Consider the following 20,984-nt stretch of genomic DNA (forward strand, 5'->3'; position numbering starts at 1 on the left):
TTGTCAGCCTCCGCCGTGCGTGTGCTCGAAAGTCGGGTGTTCCGCCGGAGCCGGCTCCGGGTCCTCGAGGTGGTCTTCGTGCTCCGGCGGGCCGGGTGGCTCCGCCGGGCGCGGGTCGTGCGGCTCCGGCGGCGGGTCGTCCGGTGGGTGACCGGCGTCCGGCGCGTGGTCCGGCACCGGCTCGTGGTCCGGCTCGTGCTCGCGGTGCCGCGGCGGCTCGAAGGGGTGGTCCTGCTCCTGCTCCGCGGGGTGCGGCCGGCTGCCCGTGACTTCGCCGGCGTCGTGGTGCTTCGGCTCGGGCTCGGTGGCGAAGCTGTGCTTCACCACGGGGTGCTCGGCCAGCGAGTTCGAGGCCGCGAGCGTCGTCGTCTCGACGGCGATCGGCGGCGCCGGTGCGTCCACTGTGGACGGCTGCCGGCTGAACGTCACGACCGGCGCCGAGGGCGGCCCGGGCAGCGACGGCGCCGGCGCGGTGACCTGCGCGGTCACCGTCGCGCCGCGGCCCTTGTCCGCGATCACCTCGGTCTGGTGGATGGTCGGCCCGGCCGGTTCACCGAACGGGTCGTCGGCCCGCGCTTGCTGGTCCACCGTGACCCCGACGTCGATCCCGGGCGGCCCGGTTTCGGCCTCGTCGAGGAGCACCGTCTCGTCCTGGAAGATCTCGATGTCGCCGTGCCCCGGCGCGTCCGGGGTGAGCTCGTAGGTGAGCGAGCCCTGGTGCTCCACGGTGATCGTGCCGTCCGGGTTTTCGTGGATGACGATGTCGGCGTCCTGGACGATGTCGATGTCCGTGTCGCCCGGCGTCCCGTCCCCGGGCACGACGAGGTGCTGGTGGTCGGTGTACACCTCGTCGTGGCCGTTGGTGTGCACCACGAACCGCTCGGTCGCGTCGATGATGAAGTTGCCGAACTCGTCCTCGCGGACTTCGATCTGCTCGAACTCCTCGACGGTCGGCAGTTCCTTCAGCGGCAGGCCGTCGGTGGTCTCCGGGTGCCAGACCGTGCCCGTCTGCGCTTCGACGTGACCGTCCACGCCCCGGGTGACGGTGCTGGTCTCGACCTCGGGCACGTACTCGTGGGCGGGCACCTCCTGCGCGGTCTCCGCGGCGGCCGGCTCCGGCTGCTGCGGCGGCGCCGACGCACCGGGCGACCCGGGAGTGAGGACGTTCCCGGCGACCTCCGACGCGACGGCGCCGGCGACGGCCGCGGCCGTCTTCTTGATCTTCTTCGGCAGCTCGTTCACGACAAGACCTCCGCCCGGGCTTCGCTGAGCAGGATTCCCTCGCAGGTGCGCACCAGGACGCGAGCGGCGTCGCGGACGTCTCGCGGGGAGGCGGGGTGCTCGGCGCGCCGCTGCCACCTCAGCAGCTGCGCGCCGAGCGCCTGCCGGACCGCGGCGCGGCCCGCGTCCACCGGCAGGCCCAGCCGGCTCAGGACGTCGACTCCGGCCGCGCCGAGCAGCCGTTCCGCGTCCCGGGCCTCGTCGGTGGTGAAGAGCACGACGCCGAGCCGGATCGCGTCGATCAGCTGGATCTCGGCGAACTCGTGCGCGCCGGCGACGATCCGCTCCCACTCGTGCAGCAGCCCGCCGGTGCGGTCCGGGTAGGCCCGCAGCACCAGTTCGACCGCCTGCAGCGCCGAACGCGCCTTGAGGACGTCGGCGCGCGCGGCGAACTGGGACGTCAGCAGCGACCGCAGCCGGTGCAGGCCGCTGCGGGCCAGCAGCTCCCCCGACAGCGCCCGCGCGCCGGTCACGTGACCGCTGCCGGTCAGCTCGATCCCGAGGCGGACGCCGAAGAGGCCGTAGCGGCCCAGCAGCTCGGTGCGCGCGGCCGCCGGAACGTCCACTTCGGACTCCGCGCGGGCGAACCGGTCGGCCGAGGTGAGCAGCCGCGCCACTTCGGCTTCGGGAGCGGCGGCCAGCACCCGGAAGGCGCGGTACTCGGACTCCTTCAGCGAGGCGGCCGAGCTGGCCAGCAGGCCGGCCACCGGGACGACGGTCTGGCAGAGCCCGCGCACGCGGGGGTCGCGGGCGTAGCGGCCGGCGATCTTCTCCGCCGAGTCGAGGGCGTCGGCGCGGGCGTGCCCGACCTCGTCGGCCTTGGACAGCACGCCGATCGTGTTCACCGGACGGCGTTGCGCCGGGTCGTCGTGGAAGGCGTCGAGGAACCGGACGTCGTCGCCGTGGACGTGCCGCATCAGGTACACGACGGCGTCCGCGGTGCCGACGCCGTCTCCCTCCGGGACCAGCGCCGCCTCGGTGCGGCCGGAGACCGCGGCGCGCGCCGAGCCGAGGCCGGGCGTGTCGATCAGCGTCATCGCGCGCAGGGCGGGCGACGGCCAGTCGACGACGAGCCGGTCGACGTCGTCGGGTGCCATGCCGAGCTCGAGGCCGAGCGTCCCGGACAGGCGGCCGAACGGCAGCTGGCGCGGGGTCCCGCGGACCGGGTGCAGCATGATCCGGTAGGTCGGGCCGTTGCGGTACCAGGTGACGACCCGGGTGCACTCCCCCGCGTCCGTCGCCGCGAGCTCCTGCCCGACCAGCGCGTTGAGCAGCGTGGACTTGCCCGCCTTGACGCGGCCGGCGATGGCGACGCGCAGCGGCTCGGCGAGCCGGCCGGCGATCTGCCGCAGCTGCGGCTCGGCGGGTGTGCCGGCGTACCCGGCGCACGCGCGGGCGACGAACCCGCGGACCTGGACGTAGAGCGGGGTCATCGGGCCACCGCCTTGGGCCTCGGCGCGCTGCGGACGGTCAAGTCGTCGGCGCGGCGGCCGAGCACTTCGAGGGCTTCGATGTCGGCTTCGAGGCGCTTGAGCTCGGTCGCCTCGGCGTCGTCCTCGACGACGGCCTTCTTCGCGTTCGCCAGCGCCTCGGTGAGGGACCGCTGGAGTTCTTCGACGCGGGCGCTGTAGGCGTCGCGGAGTTCTCTTTGGACGGTCCGCATGGCGTCGCGGGAATCCTTGCCCACCTGGAGGTTGAACTCGTCGACGAACCGGCGCACGGCGGTCTTCGCCAGGCCGCGGCGTTTTTCCAGCTGCCGCTTGCGTTCGTCGAGGAAGCCGGAGCGGCCCATGAGCAGGCCGGCCGCGACCCCGAACGGCGTCGGGATGGCCAGCGCGGCCATCTTGGTGAGCATGGAGAACATGAGGAAGCCGCTGTAGGCCTTCTGGAACGCGGCCATCCCGGTGGCACCGCGGGTCTTGACGCCGGTGAACGACGAGTCGATCTCGATCTCCTCGACCACCGTCACCGGTGCCTGGACCTCGCGCGGCAGCACGGCCTGGGACTCGGCGAGCTCGAAGTGCTCGGCGACGCGGGACGCGAGGCCGCGGGCCTGCTTGACGAAAGCCGCGTAGTTCTCGAGGGTTTCGTTCGCGAGGCGCTGGCGCAGCCACTTCTCGAACTCTTCCCAGTTCTTGGCGGGGTCGCCGTCTTCGATGGCCTCTTCCGCCTCGTGCAGCACCCCGCGGGAGCGGGCGCGCAGGTCGTAGTCCACATCGGACGAGATGTCGGCGAAACCGTCGAAGAGCAGCTGCTGCCACTTCGCGGACTGGCTGCGCAGCGCGTCGACGCGGTCGTTGACCCGGCCCAGTTCCGCGACGAGCGCGGCGGACTGCTCGGGGTGGGCGAGCGCGGTCCGGCGGGCGCGCAGCGCGGCGTGCAGCTGCCCGACCGCGGACCCGACGTGCAGGCCGACGGCGTTCAGCGCGGACCGCTCGGCGTCCCCGACGACGCCCTGCAGGCACTTGACCAGCTGCGGGAAGCCGGATTCGACGTTCATCTCCTGATCGGCCGAGCGCGCCGCGACGGTCCGCAGCTCGGACGAGACGGCGACGGTGTCGATGGCGATCCCGCACGCTTCGAGGTGGCCGGCGTTGAGCTCGAGGATGCGCCGCCAGTGCGGGTAGAGGTCGATCTTGGTGAGGACGAAGAAGACCGTCGGGCAGAGTTCCTTGACCGTCCGGAGGAACCGCAGCTCGGCGCCGGTGAGTTCTTGGGAGGCGTCGGAGAGGAAGAGGACGGCGTGCGCCCGCGGCAGCGAGCTGACGGTGACGGCGTTGTGCAGCGAGCCGAGCCCGCCGACGCCGGGGGTGTCGACCAGCGCCAGCCCCCCGGAGAGCAGCTGGCGGCTGATCGACGCCGTGACCGACTTCAGCTTGCGGACGTTGCCGGGGTTCCCGGCTTCGGAGACGTGGTTGGGCAGGTCTTCGAGGGAGATCCGCTCGGTCCACGGCGGCGACGACGGGTCGGCCGGCTCGTAGGTCGCCAGAGCCCCGGACTCCGGCGCGTAGCGGACGACAGTCGGCACCGCGGTCGCGATGTCGTCGTCGACCGGGCAGATCTTCGCGGTCAGCAGGGCGTTGATGAGCGAGCTCTTGCCCTGCTTGAACTCCCCGACGACGTAGACGGTGATGTCCGGTTCGGACAGCAGGCGCCGGGCGTCGGCGAGGCGCTGGACGAGATCGTCCCGCCCGTAGGCCTTCGCCCCCTTGACGGCGAGGTCGAGGGTGTCGAGGGCGATGTGCCCCCCGCCGCTCGGCTCCTGCATGACCGCTCCCTCGTGCTTACTTGCTTGCGTGACTTGCTTGCGCCGGCTCAGTAGTGCTCGACGTCGTGGTGGTGGTCGGCGTGGTGGTCGTGGTGGTGCTCGCCGCCGTGGTGGTGCTCGTGTTCGTGGCCGTGGTGCTCGGTGGACGCCTGCTCGTTGAACTGGTCGCCGCCGTGGCCGTGGTGGCCGTGGGCCTGCTCGTTCTGGAAGATGTTGCCGTGGCCGCCTGTGCTGGCCTGCTCGTTGAACTGGTTGCCGCCGTGGCCACCCGAGCCCTGCTCGTTCTGGAAGATGTTGCCGTGGCCGCCCGTGCTCGCCTGCTCGTTGAACTGGTTGCCGCCGTGGCCACCCGAGCCCTGCTCGTTCTGGAAGATGCTCCCGTGGCCGCCCGTGGAGGCCTGCTCGTTGAACTGGTTCCCGCCGTGACCGCCGGAACCCTGCTGGTTCTGGAAGATGCTCCCCGAGCCACCGGTGCTCGCCTGCTCGTTGAACTGGTTTCCCCCGTGGCCACCCGAACCCTGCTGGTTCTGGAAGATGTCGCCACCGCGACCGCCGGTCGAGGCCTGCTCGTTGAACTGGTTTCCCCCGTGGCCACCCGAACCCTGCTCGTTCTGGAAGATGCTCCCCGAGCCACCGGTGCTCGCCTGCTCGTTGAACTGGTTGCCCCCGTGGCCACCCGAACCCTGCTGGTTCTGGAAGATGTCGCCACCGCGGCCGCCGGTCGAGGCCTGCTCGTTGAACTGGTTTCCCCCGTGGCCACCCGAACCCTGCTGGTTCTGGAAGATGTCGCCACCGCGACCGCCGGTGGACGCCTGCTCGTTGAACTGGTTCCCGCCGTGACCACCCGAACCCTGTTCGTTCTGGAAGATGTCTCCCACGCCGCCGCCGGTCGAGGCCTGCTCGTTGAACTGGTTCCCGCCGTGACCACCCGAACCCTGCTCGTTCTGGAACACGTCACCGTGGTGGCCGGCCGACGCTTGCTCGTTGAACTGGTTCCCGCCGCGGCCGGAGCCTTGCTCGTTCTGGAAGATGTCGCCACCGCGGCCACCCGTCGAGGCCTGCTCGTTGAACTGGTTCCCACCGTGCCCACCCGAGCCCTGCTCGTTCTGGAAGATGTCCCCCCGGCCACCCGTCGACGCCTGCTCGTTGAACTGGTTCCCGCCGCGGCCGGAGCCTTGCTCGTTCTGGAAGATGTCGCCACCGCGGCCACCCGTCGAGGCCTGCTCGTTGAACTGGTTCCCACCGTGCCCACCCGAGCCCTGCTCGTTCTGGAAGATGTCCCCCCGGCCGCCCGTCGACGCCTGCTCGTTGAACTGGTTCCCACCGTGCCCACCCGAGCCCTGCTCGTTCTGGAAAATGTTCCCCGAGCCCCCGGTCGAAGCCTGCTCGTTGAACTGGTTTCCCCCGGAACCGCCGGAACCCTGCTCGTTCTGGAAAACGTCGCCCGATGAAGTCGTCATCGTGTGCACTCCTGACATTCGGATCGGTGAAGCCCGTGCCCCTCCGTTGTCATCCAGTCTCGAGCCGACGGGCCCCCGGGTCATGAGTAGCGCGCTACTCGGCTTCCGTGCGGTTCCGGCCGCGATCTACCTATGGACCGTCGCCGGGACTACTCCCCGACACCAGCGGCCCCACCACCGAAGCCAGCTCACGGCGCCCGGAAATACCCAGCTTCGCGTAGACCCCGTGCAGCACGTTGTCGACCGTCCGCACCGACACGACCAGCCGGTCCGCCACCGCGCGGCTCGTCAGGCCCGTCGCCACCAGCCTGGCGATCTCCAGCTCCCGGACCGTCAAGTCGAGCGGCGTGTCCAAAAGCGACAAGGCCGGCGTCGCGGCGTCCTCACAGGACGCCAGCCACGCCCGCGCGCGCTGGGCCGACGTCGCCGCGCTGCCGTTCTTGCCCTCTGCCCGGTACGCCCGGGCCGCCTGGGCCGACGCCTCCGCCGCGAGCAACCGCGCGCCGACGTCCGCGAACGACGCCGCGACCGCGTCCAAGGCCGACGCGTCCGAGAGAGCCGCCGCGTGGGCCGAGTACAGCGCCGCCATCCCGCCCGCCGGCGGGATCTCCCCCGGGTCCGCGCCGAAGCGGAGCAAGTCGTGGCGGATCTCGGCCGCCACCGCGAGCCTGCCGTCCGCCTCAGCGGCCGATGCGGCCGACGCCCCCAGCGAAGAAGCGCGCGACAGCTCGCCGCGCGCCACGGCGACCCACGCGCCGTCCCACTCACCCAGTGGCTCCGTGATCCGGCCGCTCATCGCCGTCGCCCGGGCCAGCGCCGCGGCGACCGCCGGGCGGAACTCGTGCGGCTGGTCGTGCGCGTCGGCCGCCAGGGCCTCGCGCAGCCAGCGGATCGCGCCGCGGACGTTGCCGTACGCCAGCGCGACCGTTCCCAGCGACGCCGCCGCGCCCGCCACCGCCGGGCCCCAGCGGTCCCGGACGGCGTCGCGGTAGTCGTCGCCGGCCAGGTCCTCGGCCTCCTCGAGCCGGCCCGCCCGGCACAGCGCGACGACCCGGGCGTGCTCCAGCCGGACCCGCGCGCCCGGCGCGAACGCGTCCGAGATCCGCGACGCGATCTCCAGCCCCTCGTCGACGACGCCGAGGCACGCCTCCGTCCGCCCGGTCGACGCCAGCGCCCCGGCCGCGACGACCAGCGCCGACAGCCGCAGCGCGTCGCCGCGCCGGTTGCGGTCCAGCACCGGCCCGAGCAGCTCCAAAGCCGCGCGCGACGCACCGGATGCCGCCAAGAGCGCCGCGCGGGCGGCCACGAGGTCGTCCTGGGTCCCGGACACCGCCGTCTCCGCGGTGTCCAAGACCGCCGAAGCCTCCTCGAACCGGTTCAGGCCGAACGCCAGGTTCCGCGCCCGCGTGGCCGCGACGCGGGCGTGCTGCGCGTCGGACACCGTCTCGCCCGCCAGCTCGGACAGCAGCGAGTCCGCGTCGGCGGGTCGGCCGCCGGCGATCCGGACCTGGGCGAGCAGGAACTTCGCGCCGAACCCGCCGCCCATCCGGACGGCTTCCGCCGCCAGCTGCTCGGCCTGCGGGAAGTCCTTGCGCAGCAACGTCTCCGCCGCCGCCCGGACCAGCTGCGGGTCCGTCGGCAGCCCGGCGGCCAGCCGCCAGCGCACCAGCCGCGGCTTGTCCTCGGCGCGCCGCGCGCCGGTGAGGTCCAGGGTCTGTGCGAGGATCCGGTAGGTGTCGCGCTGGCGCAGCGGTGACGTCCGGCGGCGGATCACCTCGGCGTAGAGCGGGTGCGCCAGCCGGACGTTCAGCCGCCGCCCGGTGCGTTCGGACACGACCAGCCCGGCCTGCTCGGTCGTGGCGAGGACGCGCGCGGCGCCGAGCCGCACCAGCGGTTCGCAGCCCAGCGGCTCCCCGAAGGCGAGCAGCTCCAGCAGCCGCCGCTCGTCGGCGTCGACCCGATCGGTGCGGGTTTCGATCAGCTCGACCAGCCGCGGGGTCGCCGCGAGCGCCCCGCTCCACCGCCACACGCCGTCCTCGGCCGACAGCGAACCGCTGTCGAGGCCGCCCTGTACGAGCTCGCGCAGGAACAGCGGGTTGCCCAGCGTCAGGCCCCACAGGCGGTGCTCGGCGCCGTCGTCGAGCCGTCCGTTGAGGACCGCGGTGATCAGCTCGGTGGTCTGCGGGCGGGTCAGCTCGCCGATGTCGAGCCGCTCGGCGACGCGGTCCTTCCACATCGCGAACACCGGGTCGGGCACGCTCACGCCGTGCGGCGCGATGACGATCACGAACGCCGACGCCGTCGCGGCCAGCTGGTGGACCAGGGTCGCGGACAGGTCGTCGAGCAGGTGCGCGTCGTCGACGCACAGCACCAGCCGGCGCCCCTCCGCGCCGCGGGTGAGGTGGCCGGCGACCTGGTTGAGCCGGTGCGCGCGGTCCCCCGAACCGTCCGCGCTGCCGGGCAGCAGGTGCGCGAACGCGCCGAACGGGATCGTCGACGCCGAAGACATCGCGCGCACCCAGTGCGTGCGCGCGCCGCCGCCGGCCAGCTCGGCCAGCAACACCTTGGCCAGGCGCGTCTTTCCCGCGCCGGCGCGGCCGGTCAGCAGCAGCCCGCACACCTCGGGATCGGCCACCGCCCGGCGCGCGAACGCCAGTTCCTGTTCGCGGCCGACCAGCGGCCAGTCGTTCGCCACACCCACTGCCTCCCCAACCCCTCACGGGCGTTCCGCACCCGCGCACACTCGTTCTTCGGATAATGAGCACGCGCGGCCCGGTCGAGTACCGAATCCGCGCGGCGATTTGGCATAAATCGACGAACGGTTGTCGCAAATGCGAAACAACGGACAGTCGATCTCCCATTTCGTGAGCAGTTACCGAGAATCGGGGAAATACCGTTATCCCCGCTTTTCCGGTGATTCTTTTTCCAGTGACACCATCATTCCTACGACGCGCGGCAACACCACCGCGTTCCAGCCGGCCATGCCGGTGACGAGCGCCGGCTCCGGGCCGCCCGTCCACACGCGCACCTCGCCGGCGCGCAGGTCGGTGCCCAGCACGCCGGCCCACGGCACCTTCGGCGCGAACCACCGCCACCGGCGCAGTCCGCCGGCGTCCGCGTCGATCCGCCGGCGCCCGCCCGCGCCGAACCGGGCGGTGGCACCGGCGGTGATCGCGTCGACCGCCGCCCGCGCGATCCGCGGGCAGACCGCCGACTCGACCAGCTCGACCAGCCGCCGCCACGTTTCGCGCGCGTCCGCCAGCTCGCCGCTGCCGAAGGCGTCGAACACGAACCGGCTCCGCACCGGGCCGCGGGCCAGGCCGAGCGCGTAGCTGGCCTGGCGCGGCCGGGCCGCCGCGTCGTAGGCGACCCGGTCCACCTCGGCCAGCGGGAAGACCCGGTCCCCGATCACGATCACATCGCTCGCCGCGGCGAGCGTCCGCCCGCCGCTCGAGACCAGGATTCCGCCGGAGCCGGTGAACGAGAACTTCCCGGCGGCCATCGGGCTACTTGCCGGTCTTCGCCAGGCAGAGCACGACGCCGGTCTCGCCTTCCTTGCCCTGCCAGAACACCTGGTCGGCGTCCGGGTACGGCGTGCACGCGCTGATCTGCGCTTCGATCCGCGTCTTGTCTTCGATCCGCGCGACGACCTTGAGCGTCGCCTCGGGCGCCCCGCAGTCGACGATCTTCACGTAGTTGTCGCCGCTCTCGGTGACGCAGTCGCCGGTCTGGGCGTTCTCGCCGTTGGACCGGGTGGCCACCCAGACCAGCGCGAGGACGGCGGCGACCAGGATCAGGAACACGGTGAGCACGATCTTCTGCCGCCGCTTGGACTTCTTCGGCGCGGCGGCCGGCGGCTGCGCCGGGCCGGGCACCCCGGCCTGCGGCGGCACGGGTCCGGTCGGTTCCGGGAACTGGGGTCCTCCCGCGTAGGTCATGACGTTCCTCCCTCGATGTCCAGCTGTCCCCTTCTAGGCGTTCCACCCGTGTTCCACGGTGTTCCACCCGCTGTTCCGGCGTTCCCGCCAAGATGGGACCGCCCCGTTCCCCGACGTGAGGACCCGAGGATGACCCGACTGCCCGCTTTGGCCGTCTCGGCGCTGGCCACCGCCGCGCTCCTGACCGGCGGGACCGCCGAAGCCGCGAGCCCGCCGTTCACCGCGTCGGTCTTCCGCGCCACGCACAACAGCTACTCGGGCGACGTCGACGGCGCGAAGGACTCGATCGCCTACCAGCTCGACCACGGCGTCCGGTTCATCGAGTACGACATCCACGACAACGGCTACGCGACCACCCACGACTACGGGGTCGGCCACGATTCGCCCGGCAACGCCGTCGACCACAGCGGCGGCAACCCGGCGTCGAACAACCTGCGCGACTGGCTGTCGGTGGTGAACACCTGGTCCGCGGCCCACCCGTCGGCGGCGCCGATCGTCGTCATGCTCGACCTCAAGGACGACCTGACCGACAACGCGAACTTCGCGGCGGGCAACCTGACCGCCGTCAACCAGGAGCTGGAGTCGGTCTTCGGCAGCCGGCTGCTGCGGGCGCAGGACTACCCGGCCGGCTCGCCGGCCGTGGACGCGCTGCGCGGGCGCGTGCTGCCGCTGCTGTCGGGCGACGGGGGCAGCCGCAGCGAGTACAAGCGGGACGTCGGCTACCACCCGGCGGTCGCGCTGAACGGCCGCGGTCAGATCGTCGAGGTGCACGACTCCGGCGGCGGCGGGCTCTGGTACTGGACCGGGACCTACGGCGCCGACGGCCGCGTCACCTGGCTGCGGCACGGGAAGTACGACAGCGGCCAGACGCCCGCCGTCGCGCTCAACGACAACGGCGACCTCGTCGAGGTCCACCAGTCCCAGACCGCGACCACGCTCTGGTACCACGTCGGCAAGCTCGGCAGCGACGGCGAGATCACCTGGCAGGCCAGCCACCAGTACGACAACGGCGTCCAGCCGACGGTCGCCTTCACCGACGCGACGCACGTGCGGGAAATCCACCAGAGCCAGAGCAGCAGCCAGAACTGGACGTGGAACGGCGCCCTCGCCGGCGCGACGGTGACGTGGACCGGCAACGCCAAGACGTCCGACGCGCGGTACGCCAAGGACACCGCGGTCAACGGCACCCGGCGCGTGAAGGTGTGGACGGGCGCGGACGGCCCGACGCCGTCGAACACCCTGCGCGTCGACACCGCGAGCGTCACCGGCGACCGGATCCGCTACCGGCAGGTCGCGTTCGACGAGTTCCAGAAGGGCGACAGCGCGGAGCTGCAGCAGGGCGCGCTCTTCTACGGCGCGCCCGCGACGGAGTCGGCGTTCATCACCTCGGCCCGCCAGTCGGGCAAGCTGGTCCGCGGCTGGGACTTCGACTCGGCGGGCGACGCGACGACACCACTGGCGAACTACCCGGCGACCAACCACCCGTACGACACCTGGTACCAGAACCTGCTGACCAGCGCCGTCGAGTAACCCCGGCCAGAGGTCTTGAATGAGTCATTCAGGTCTTCGGAGGTCCTGAATGACTCATTCAAGACGTTTCAGGTGGGGTCGTAGCTGCAGCGGGTGCCGGTGCGGACGCCGTCGCGCAGGACGTCGCCGATCACCGCGTCCGCCGCGGCGATCCGGGTCAGCGCGCGGCGGATCGCCTTGCCTACGGCGATCCGCGCCTTCTCCTCCGCGCCCGCGAACTCGCGGACGCGGCCGGCCAGCCCCGCGGCCGCCGACAGCTCGCCCAGCAGCCAGTCGCGTTCGGTGCGGACCTGCTCCGCGCGGCCGGTGTCGTGGTTGGCTTCGTGCTCGTCGAGCTCGGCTTCGAGGTTCGCGAGCCAGCGCCGGTAGTGCCCGGTCGCCTCCTGGTCGAGCACCGGCTGCGCGGACGTCGCCTCGGCCACCACCCCGTGCGCCAGCTCGACCGCGGTCAGCTCGTGGCCCGGGTTGTCCAGCAGCGTCGCGAGGTAGCCCATGCCGACGCTGTGCTCGACCAGCGCGGACCGCCCGTCCAGGGCGAACAGCCAGTGGCTGCCCTGGCGGCGGCACGTGACGCGCCGGCGCGCGGCGCCGGAGGCGAACGCGGGCAGCACCATCCCGAGCTGCTCCGCCTCCCGCGTCGCCGCGGCCAGCTCCCGCGCGCCTTCGGCCGAGGCCGGTCCCAGCGCCTGGGCGAGCCGGGCTCGGGACAGCGCCGCGGCCGGCCAGTGCGCCAGCGCGAGGTTGTCACGCACCGCCGCCCGGAAGTGCTCGGCGGCCCGCTCGGGCTCGCCCGCGGTCAGCATCGCGACGCCCAGCGCGTGCTGCACCGAGCCGAAGCAGGCGACGCCGAGGCTGGCCGTCATCGGCAGCCGCGCGAACGGCGTGAGCAGCGCGTACGCGGCGAGCGCCGATTCGACGTCCGAGATCAGGTCGGCGGCTTCGACGATCCCGTACATCGACACGAGCCAGCTGCTCGACCGCGGCAGCAGCGCCAGGTCCCGGCCGCGCAGCCGGGCGAGTGCCCCGGCGGCCTCGCGCTCGTCCCCGGCCGCCGCGGCGGCGACGGCCAGCCCGGCGATCAGCGCGTTGTCGACCGCGCTGAGCGTCGGCGAGTGCACCGTCTCCCGCAGCACGGGCAGCAGTTCGGCGACGCGCCCCTGGTACCAGCGGACCGACCCGAGCTGCGCGGTGTACCAGCCGATCGCGTCGGCGTCACCCGCCTGCTCGCCGCGCAGCGCGCAGGCCGCCGCGCGGTTCTCGGCTTCGGCGAACCGGCCGGCGCGGATGCCGATCATGACGTCGATCGCGTCGAGCACGAACCCGACCGCGAGGTGGTCGCGCTCGGCCAATAGCCCCCGCAGGTCGGCCAGGCCGCGCTGCGCGTGCGGGTCCCCGTCGAGGAAGAGGTCGACCGTGCGCCACAGCAGGCCCATCAGCAGGTCGCTGCGGCGGTCCGTGCGGAACCCCTCGGTGATCAGCTCCTGCGCGAGCGCGCGGCGCTGGCCGCCGTGGTCGGGCCCGAGCAGGCAGTGGTGGGCCAGGCTGGCGGCCTCGGCCCAGGCGACCGGATCCCCGGCGCGCTTGGCTTCTTCGAGCACCGCGAGGATCTCGTTGCTGTCCCCCGCCACGTAGTCTGCTTCGCCCGCGAGCCGCGCCTTGAGCCGCAGGGCCAGCGACGACCCCGGGTCGACCGCGGTCCGCGCGCTGCGCAACCGCGCCTGCAGCAACGCGGCCGCGGCCGCGCTCCGGTGTTCGTGGACCCACAGCCCGGCCAGGCCCAGCGCGGCCCGCGCCATCCCGGTCCCGTCGCACTCGGCCTCCGCTGCCCGGTAAGCCCGGTCGAACCACTCCCGGCCGGCACGCAGATCGCCGTCGGCCTCGAGTGCGCGCTCCCCGTTGCGCAGCAGCTCACCGAGCGCGGTGGCCGCCGGTCGCGTATCGCTGTCCAGCATCGCCGCCCCCTCTCCCCCGGGAAATGGTGCCCGCGCGACCGGCGGGGGTCAACGTGCGAAAACCGGCGGGAAAGCCCTGGTCGCGGCCGGGAATTTTCCGCCGTCACGGTCCGCGCGCGGTCCACTCGCGACAGTCGCTGACGGCCGTCGTCAGCGCTTCGCCAGGGACCGGTAAGCCCTCCTCGCGAAGGTTCGAGGCATGAAAAACCCGACCGTCCTGATCTCCGGCGCGAGCATCGCCGGCCCCGCCCTCGCCCTCTGGCTGACCCGCTACGGCTACGCCGTCACCGTCGTCGAACGCGCGCCTTCGGTGCGCCCCGGCGGCCAGGCCGTCGACTTCAAGGGCGCCACCCACCGGACCGTCCTGGAACGCATGGGCATCCTCGACGACGTCCTGGCCCGCCGGACCGGCGGCACCGACCAGACGATCATCGACGCCGACGGCCGGACCCAGGCCGTGATCCCCGGCGAGTTCACCGGCGGCGACATCGAGATCCGCCGCGGCGACCTGGCCGACATCCTCTACGAGCACGCGGACTGCGAGTACCTCTTCGGCGACACCATCACCGCGCTGACCGAGACGCCCGACGGCGTCGACGTCACCTTCGCCCACGCCGAGCCGCGCCGGTTCGACCTCGTCGTCGGCGCCGACGGCATCCATTCGAACGTCAGGCGGCTGGCCTTCGGCCCGGAGCGCGACTACGTCCGCTTCCTCGGCCACTACTACGCCCTCGCCGAGCTGGGCGAGCAGGTCGGCGGGGGCGAGGCCGTGATGTACAACGAGCCGGGCCGGATGGCCGCGGTCGGCGGGCCGAAGGCGTCGGCGTTCTTCGTCTTCGCCTCCCCCGAGCTGGACTACGACCGCGGCGACACCGCCACCCAGCGGAAGCTGGTGGCCGAGGCCTACCGCGGCGCCGGCTGGCGGGTGCCCGAACTGATCGCGAAGCTCGCGGGCGCCCGCGAGTTCTACCTGGACTCCCTCGCCCGCGTCACGATCGACCGCTACTCGCGCGGCCGGGTGGTCCTGCTCGGCGACGCCGCCTACGGCAACACCCTCGGCGGCTTCGGCACCGGCCTGGCGATCGTCGGCGCGTACGTGCTCGCCGGCGAGCTCCGGTCCGCGAACGGCGACCACCGCGTCGCCTTCGCCCGCTACGAAGAACAGCTCCGCGGCTACGCGAAAATCTCGCAGCGCGGCAGCGCGGGCCCCTTTCTCGCGCCGCCGTCGCGGGCGCGGATCAAGCTGCGGGACTGGACGTTCAAGTCCCGCTTCCTGCTCGGCCTGATGCTCAAGGCGACCGACAAGTTCGCCACGGACATCGAGCTGACCGACTACGCCTCGGGCTCGTAGGCCAGGTTCGGCCGCAGCCACTGCTCGACCTCGGCGACCTCGACGCCCTTGCGGCGGGCGTAGTCCTCGATCTGGTCGCGGCCGAGCCGGCCGACGGTGAAGTACCGCGAGTCCGGGTGCGCGAAGATCAGCCCGGACACGCTCGCCGCCGGCGTCATCGCGAACGACTCGGTCAGGTCCATCCCCAGCCGATCGGCTTCGAGCAGTTCGAACAGCTCGCGCTTCTGGCTGTGGTCGGGGCTGGCCGGGTAGCCCAGCGCCGGGCGGATGCCGCGGAAGCGCTCCGCGTGCAGGTCGGCCAGCACGGGCTCGGCGTCCGGCTCGAACCAGTCGCGGCGGGCCCGCAGGTGGATGTGCTCGGCGAAGGCCTCGGCGAGCCGGTCGGCCAGGGCCTTGACCATGATCGCGCGGTAGTCGTCCTGCTCGGCTTCGTACTTCGCGGCGAGGGTCTCGGCGCCGTGGATCGCGACCGCGAAGCCGCCGAGGTGGTCGCCTTCGGGGGCGATGTAGTCGGCGAGGCAGCGGTTGGCGCGGTCCTCCGGCTTCGAGGTCTGCTGCCGCAGCATCGGGAACCCGACGTGGGCGAACTCGCCGTCGAGCCGAATGTCGTCGCCCTCGCTGTGCGCCGGCCAGAACGCGTACGCGCCCTTCGCGATGAAGCTGCCTTCGGCGATGATCTGGTCGAGCAGCTTGTTCGCGTCGTCGAACAGCTCGCGGGCGACCGGCTGGTCCAGGATCGCCGGGTACTTGCCCTTGAGCTGCCAGGCCAGGAACAGGAACTGCCAGTCGATCATCTCGCGCAGTTCCGCGATCGACGGCTCGACGACGCGGGAGCCGGTGAACAGCGGGGTCGGCAGGTCGGCGAACACGACCTGCTCGCGGTTGAGCCGCGCCTGCTCGAGCGTGAGCATCGGCCGGCGCTGCTTGCTCGCGTGCTGCTCGCGCAGCACCTCCTGATCGGCGCGGTTCTTCTCCGCGAGCGCGATCGAGCGGTCCGGGTCGAGCAGGTCGGACACCACGCCGACGACGCGGGAGGCGTCCAGCACGTGGACCGTCGCGTTGTCGTAGGCGGGCGCGATCTTGACCGCGGTGTGCTGGCGGGACGTCGTGGCGCCGCCGATCAGCAGCGGCAGCTTCAGCCCGCGCCGCTGCATTTCGGTGGCGACGGCGACCATCTCGTCCAGCGACGGCGTGATCAGCCCGGACAGCCCGACGGCGTCGGCGCCCTCGGTGACCGCGGTGTCGAGGATCTTCCCGGCGGGCACCATCACGCCGAGGTCGATCACCTCGTAGTTGTTGCAGCCGAGCACGACCCCGACGATGTTCTTGCCGATGTCGTGGACGTCGCCCTTCACCGTGGCCAGCACGATCTTGCCCTGGCCGCCGTTCGAAGCGAGCCGGCCCTCCTGGCGCGCCTTCTCCTTCTCCGCCTCCATGAACGGCTCGAGGTAGGCGACGGACCGCTTCATCACACGGGCGCTCTTCACGACCTGCGGCAGGAACATCTTGCCGGAGCCGAACAGGTCGCCGACGATCTTCATGCCGTCCATCAGCGGGCCCTCGATGACGTCGAGGGGCCGTGCCAGCTGCTGCCGCGCCTCTTCGGTGTCGTCCTCGATGTAGTCGACGATGCCGTGCACCAGCGCGTGGGACAGCCGCTCGCCGACCGTGCCATCGCGCCACGCGAGGTCCACGACGCGCTTGGTGCCGCTGCCCTTGACGTTCTCGGCGAAGCTCACGAGCCGGTCGGTGGCGTCCTCGCGGCGGTCGAACAGCACGTCCTCGACCAGCTCGAGGAGCTCCTTGGGGATGTCCTCGTAGACGGCGAGCTGGCCGGCGTTGACGATGCCCATGTCCAGGCCGACCTGCATGGCGTGGAACAGGAACGCCGAGTGCATCGCTTCGCGGACGACGTCGTTGCCGCGGAAGGAGAACGACAGGTTCGAGATGCCGCCGGAGATGTGGACGCCGGGACAGCGTTCCTTGATCCGGGGCAGCGCGTCGATGAACGCCTTCGCGTAGCCGTTGTGCTCGGCGATGCCGGTGGCGACGGCGAGGACGTTCGGGTCGAAGATGATGTCCTCGCCCGCGAAGCCGGCCTTCTGCGTGAGCAGGTCGTACGCGCGGCCGCAGATCTCGACCTTCCGGTCGGCGGTGTCGGCCTGGCCCTGCTCGTCGAACGCCATCACGACGACGCCGGCGCCGTAGTTGCGGATCGTCCGGGCCTGGGCGAGGAACGGCTCCTCGCCCTCCTTGAGGCTGATCGAGTTGACCACGCCCTTGCCCTGCAGGCAGCGCAGCCCGGCTTCGAGCACGCTCCACTTGGAGCTGTCGACCATCACCGGGATCCGCGCGACCTCGGGCTCGGTGGCGATCAGGTTGAGGAACGTCGTCATGGCCTGCTCGGACTCGAGCAGGTCGGCGTCCATGTTGACGTCGAGCAGGTTGGCCCCGCCGCGGACCTGCTCCAGCGCGACGTCGACGGCGGCCTGGTGGTCGCCGGACTCGATGAGCCGGCGGAACCGCTTCGAGCCGGTGACGTTGGTGCGCTCGCCGATCATCACGAACCCGGTGTCGGCGCCGATGCCGAACGGCTCGAGCCCGCTGAACCGCGTGTGCGTGCGCGGCGCCGGGACCTCCCGCGGGGAGACGTCCTTCGCCGCGGCGGCGATCTTCGCGATGTGCTCCGGGGTGGTGCCGCAGCAGCCGCCGACCAGGTTGACCAGGCCGTCGCGGGCGAACCCGCCGATCAGCCCGGCGGTCTCCTCGGGCGTCTGGTCGTAGCCGCCGAACGCGTTCGGCAGGCCGGCGTTCGGGTGGCAGGCGACGTAGGCGTCGGCGATCCGCGCGAGCTCCTCGACGTGCGGGCGCATCTCCTCGGCGCCCAGCGAGCAGTTCACGCCCACGACCAGCGGTTTCGCGTGCTCGATCGAGCTCCAGAACGCCTCGACGGTCTGGCCCGAGAGCGTGCGGCCGCTCAGGTCGACGATGGTGACCGAGATCCACAGCGGCAGGTGCGGCGCGACCTCTCGGGCGGCGGCGATCGCGGCCTTGCAGTTGAGCGTGTCGAAGATCGTCTCGATCAGCAGCAGGTCGACGCCGCCCTCGGCGAGCCCGGCGATCTGCTCCGCGTAGGACGCCTTGACCTGCTCGAACGTGACGGCGCGGTACGCCGGGTCCTCGACTTTGGGCGACAGGCTGAGCGTGACGTTCAGCGGCCCGATCGACCCGGCGACGAACTTGCCGCCGGCCTCGTCGGCGGCCTGGCGGGCCAGCTGCGCGCCGCGGACGTTCATCTCGTGGACACAGGCCTGCAGCCCGTAGTCGGCCTGGCCGATGCTGGTGGCGGTGAAGGTGTTCGTCGTGGTGATGTCCGCGCCGGCCGCGAGGTACTGGCGGTGGACGTCGAGGATGACGTCCGGGCGGGTGAGGTTCAGCAGGTCGGGGTCACCGGTGACGTCGTGGGTGTGCTCGCCGAAGCGGTCGCCGCGGTAGTCGGCCGGGGTGAGCCCGGCGCCCTGCAGCATGGTGCCCCAGGCACCGTCGAGGACCGCCACCCGCTGTTCGAGCAGCTCGCGCAGACGCGCTTCGGGTTCATGCGGGGTGTTCACCGGCAGCCTCCCTCGGTCGGGAGGCGCCCTTGGTCAGGTGAAGCGGGCCGAGCGTGGCGGACCCGGCGGTCCGTTGCAGCGCCTCTCGACCCGTGGACCAGGATAGTGGAACCGGCCCCCGGCTGGCCATCCCGGTCGGGCCGAGCGTCCACGATCCGGGACACCGGCCGCGACCGTCCACAGTGGAGCACTGCGTTCACCCTGCACCTCCGCCCACCGATCCTCCTCGCGGCGACGGCGGCGCTCACCTCATCGACTGCCCTCCTTGAAAACTGAAACACGTTCTAATACGCTCCTCGCGTGGACTACGGAATCGTGCTGTTCACCAGCGACCGGGGCATCACCCCGGCGTCCGCGGCGCGCGCCGCGGAGGCCGCGGGGTTCGCCACCTTCTACGTGCCCGAGCACACGCACATCCCGGTGAAACGCGAGTCGCCGCACCCGCGCACCGGTGACGCGTCCCTGCCCGACGACCGCTACAGCCGCACCCTCGACCCCTGGGTCGCGCTGGCGACGGCGGCCGCGGTGACGTCACGGATCCGGCTGTCCACCGCGGTGGCCCTGCCGGTGGAGAGCGACCCGATCACGCTGGCCAAGACGATCGCGAGCCTCGACCACCTCTCCGGCGGGCGCGTCACGCTCGGGACCGGCTTCGGCTGGAACGTCGACGAGCTGACCGACCACGGCGTCCCCGGCAACCGCCGGCGCACGGCGCTGCGCGAGTACCTCGAAGCGATGAGTGCACTGTGGACGGAGGAAGAAGCCTCCTACGCCGGGGAATTCGTCTCCTTCGGACCGAGCTGGGCGTGGCCCAAGCCGGTCCAGGCGCACATCCCGGTGCTGCTGGGCGCGGGCCCGACGGAAAAGACGTTCCGCTGGATCGCCCGCCACGCGGACGGCTGGATCACCACCCCGGCCGACAGCGACCTCGACGGGCACGTGGCTCTGCTGAAGGAGATCTGGCTCGACGAAGGACGGACGGGGGTGCCACGGATCTGCGCGCTCGGGGAACGCCCCGACCCGGACCGGTTGGCGCACCTGGATTCCCTCGGCGTCACCGAGACGATCTTCGGCTTGCCGGACCGTTCGCCGGACGAGGTCGAGGCGTGGATCGGCCGGCTGGCCGGCAAGCTCGGGCTCGCCGTCACCCTTTGATAACCGCCTCAGAACCAGTGCAGGCAGTGCGGGGCCCGCTCGGTGCGGAACAGCGTGTCGGCGAGCGCGGCCGCGTCCGCATGGTGGACGCGGAGGTGCCCGGCCCGCGCGAGCGTGCTCGGCGCGACCCCGCCGAGGTACACCGAGCCCAGGTCGGTCACGTCGAGGGACAGGTCCGGCTCCCGGCCGGTCGGGACGCACTCGGCCGTGCCGTCCCGGACCGTCAGCAGGTAACGGCCGTGCTCGCCCAGGAACGGGTCCTCGACGTCGAGGACGAGGTCGCCGTCGGCTGACCAGCCGCGCGCCGTCAGCGCACGGGGGACGTCCAGGAGGCGCACCCACAGCCAGTCCGTCTCGTCGCTCACCTCGGCGGCGCGGAAGTCCGCGAGCTGCCAGCGCAGCGGGTGGTCCGGCGGGCACTGCTTGAACACGACGCGGGTGGCCAGGTCGTGGTCGAGCAGGAAGCGGGCCAACGCCGTCGCCACGGCGTCGTCGGCGGCGATCGTCTCGTCGACCGTCAACGTGCCGTCCAGCAGGTAGGTCGCGTACCCGTCCGGGACGCCGCCGGGATCGCGGTGCAGGGCGACGTACCGCGGGGCCGCGGAGATCGGCGGCTGCCCGGCACCGGCGGCCCACCAGCGGTGCGGCCGGGACAGCGCGCCCGGCCGGGCCCGGCGGTAGCGGTCGTAGACGTCTTCCAGCAGCTCACCGCACTCCGCGCGCCGCAGCACCTCGATCGAACCGGCCGCCGGGACTGCGGTGCTCCGCCGGGCGGCCTGGTTCCGCTGCACGGTCAGCCGGTGCGTCGTGGTCGCCGGCCCGTAGCCGAACCGGCGGTAGATCACGGCCTCGCTGGCCAGCAGGACGGACAGGAACTCCCCGCGCGCCCGCGCGTCGGCGAGCTGGTGCCGCATCATCGCCGTGAGCAAGCCCCGGCGCCGGTGCGAAGGCAGGACGCCGACGGCGGTCACGCCCCCGGCCGGCACGACGGCTTCCCCGGGCAACGTCAGCTCGAAGGAGTACGCCGCCGCGGTGCCGACGGGGCGGCCTTCCGGCGTTACGGCGAACAGGGCGCGGTCCATCTCCAGGGCCGACCAGACACGGTCGTTTTCGGCCGGGAAGCGCCCGAAGGCGGCGAAGAGCGTTTCGATGAACGTGTCGCGGTCGTGCTCGGTGGTGGGGCGGATCTCCATTGGGGTCACAGTGCCGGGCTGGGCCGCCGGTGGGCAAGCGGATAACGCGGCGTGCCGTGTTTCTTCGCAACCCCGAAGCCTTCATTGTGACTACGGCCGGCAACACCGCGTCAAGGCGGGAAAGATGCCTTGACCCGGCGCTGCCGGCCGTGTTCTGGCTTCGGATCGGGGTTGCGGGAGGCCTGGGTTTCGATGGTGCTCGGGTTCTCGACTGGCCCTGCTTACCCGTTCGCCATAACGCGGCG

13 protein-coding genes and 1 riboswitch are annotated in these 20,984 nt (G+C 72.3%); of the genes, 3 read left to right on the top strand and 10 right to left on the bottom strand.

Annotated elements, in window-relative coordinates:
- Positions 1-3: 3 nt before the first annotated feature.
- From ACERZO_RS16140 to ACERZO_RS16170, 7 genes are all read right to left on the bottom strand, one after another.
- On the bottom strand, positions 4-1,242 hold the full coding sequence (locus ACERZO_RS16140) for a hypothetical protein (RefSeq protein WP_372665448.1): 1,239 nt from the start codon (positions 1,240-1,242) through the stop codon (positions 4-6).
- Complete coding sequence (locus ACERZO_RS16145) at positions 1,239-2,714, bottom strand: dynamin family protein (RefSeq protein WP_372665449.1); 1,476 nt, start codon at positions 2,712-2,714, stop codon at positions 1,239-1,241. The genes ACERZO_RS16140 and ACERZO_RS16145 overlap by 4 nt, the downstream gene beginning before the upstream one ends.
- Complete coding sequence (locus ACERZO_RS16150; protein WP_372665450.1) at positions 2,711-4,549, bottom strand: dynamin family protein; 1,839 nt, start codon at positions 4,547-4,549, stop codon at positions 2,711-2,713. The genes ACERZO_RS16145 and ACERZO_RS16150 overlap by 4 nt, the downstream gene beginning before the upstream one ends.
- Positions 4,550-4,596: 47 nt before the next feature.
- Positions 4,597-6,009: a hypothetical protein gene (locus ACERZO_RS16155; RefSeq protein WP_372665451.1), complete on the bottom strand. Its 1,413-nt coding sequence runs from the start codon at positions 6,007-6,009 to the stop codon at positions 4,597-4,599.
- A 130-nt stretch (positions 6,010-6,139) separates the two neighbouring features.
- Complete coding sequence (locus tag ACERZO_RS16160; RefSeq protein WP_372665452.1) at positions 6,140-8,704, bottom strand: AAA family ATPase; 2,565 nt, start codon at positions 8,702-8,704, stop codon at positions 6,140-6,142.
- Positions 8,705-8,905: 201 nt separating this feature from the next.
- Entirely contained in the window at positions 8,906-9,511 is a 606-nt protein-coding gene (locus tag ACERZO_RS16165; RefSeq protein WP_372665453.1) for a hypothetical protein, read from the bottom strand.
- 4 nt (positions 9,512-9,515) lie between these two features.
- Positions 9,516-9,947: an LppU/SCO3897 family protein gene (locus ACERZO_RS16170; protein WP_372665454.1), complete on the bottom strand. Its 432-nt coding sequence runs from the start codon at positions 9,945-9,947 to the stop codon at positions 9,516-9,518.
- A 129-nt stretch (positions 9,948-10,076) separates the two neighbouring features.
- On the opposite strand from ACERZO_RS16170, the gene ACERZO_RS16175 reads away from it, so the two are divergent.
- The gene (locus tag ACERZO_RS16175) at positions 10,077-11,477 is read left to right on the top strand and encodes a hypothetical protein (RefSeq protein ID WP_372665455.1); all 1,401 of its coding nucleotides are present in this window, start codon (positions 10,077-10,079) and stop codon (positions 11,475-11,477) included.
- A gap of 68 nt (positions 11,478-11,545) precedes the next feature.
- Here ACERZO_RS16175 and ACERZO_RS16180 read toward each other — a convergent pair whose 3' ends face one another.
- Positions 11,546-13,429, bottom strand: a complete 1,884-nt coding sequence (locus ACERZO_RS16180) for a hypothetical protein (protein WP_372665456.1) — start codon at positions 13,427-13,429, stop codon at positions 11,546-11,548.
- Between the two features lie 199 nt (positions 13,430-13,628).
- On the opposite strand from ACERZO_RS16180, the gene ACERZO_RS16185 reads away from it, so the two are divergent.
- Positions 13,629-14,780, top strand: a complete 1,152-nt coding sequence (locus ACERZO_RS16185) for an FAD-dependent monooxygenase (RefSeq protein ID WP_372665457.1) — start codon at positions 13,629-13,631, stop codon at positions 14,778-14,780.
- On the opposite strand, the gene metH is transcribed toward ACERZO_RS16185, so the two are convergent.
- Positions 14,762-18,391: a methionine synthase gene (gene metH, locus ACERZO_RS16190; RefSeq protein WP_372665458.1), complete on the bottom strand. Its 3,630-nt coding sequence runs from the start codon at positions 18,389-18,391 to the stop codon at positions 14,762-14,764. The two genes, ACERZO_RS16185 and metH, sit on opposite strands and share 19 nt — an antisense overlap.
- A gap of 14 nt (positions 18,392-18,405) precedes the next feature.
- Positions 18,406-18,484, bottom strand: a riboswitch (S-adenosyl-L-homocysteine riboswitch).
- A gap of 207 nt (positions 18,485-18,691) precedes the next feature.
- On the opposite strand from metH, the gene ACERZO_RS16195 reads away from it, so the two are divergent.
- A complete protein-coding gene (locus ACERZO_RS16195) occupies positions 18,692-19,546 on the top strand; it encodes a TIGR03619 family F420-dependent LLM class oxidoreductase (RefSeq protein WP_372665459.1) in 855 nt (284 codons plus the stop codon).
- A gap of 8 nt (positions 19,547-19,554) precedes the next feature.
- Here the strand turns inward: ACERZO_RS16195 and ACERZO_RS16200 are convergent, their stop codons facing one another.
- Entirely contained in the window at positions 19,555-20,739 is a 1,185-nt protein-coding gene (locus ACERZO_RS16200; RefSeq protein WP_372665460.1) for a GNAT family N-acetyltransferase, read from the bottom strand.
- Between the last annotated feature and the right edge of the window lie 245 nt (positions 20,740-20,984).

Source organism: Amycolatopsis kentuckyensis (assembly GCF_041679295.1).
GTDB classification, from domain to species: domain Bacteria; phylum Actinomycetota; class Actinomycetes; order Mycobacteriales; family Pseudonocardiaceae; genus Amycolatopsis; species Amycolatopsis kentuckyensis_A.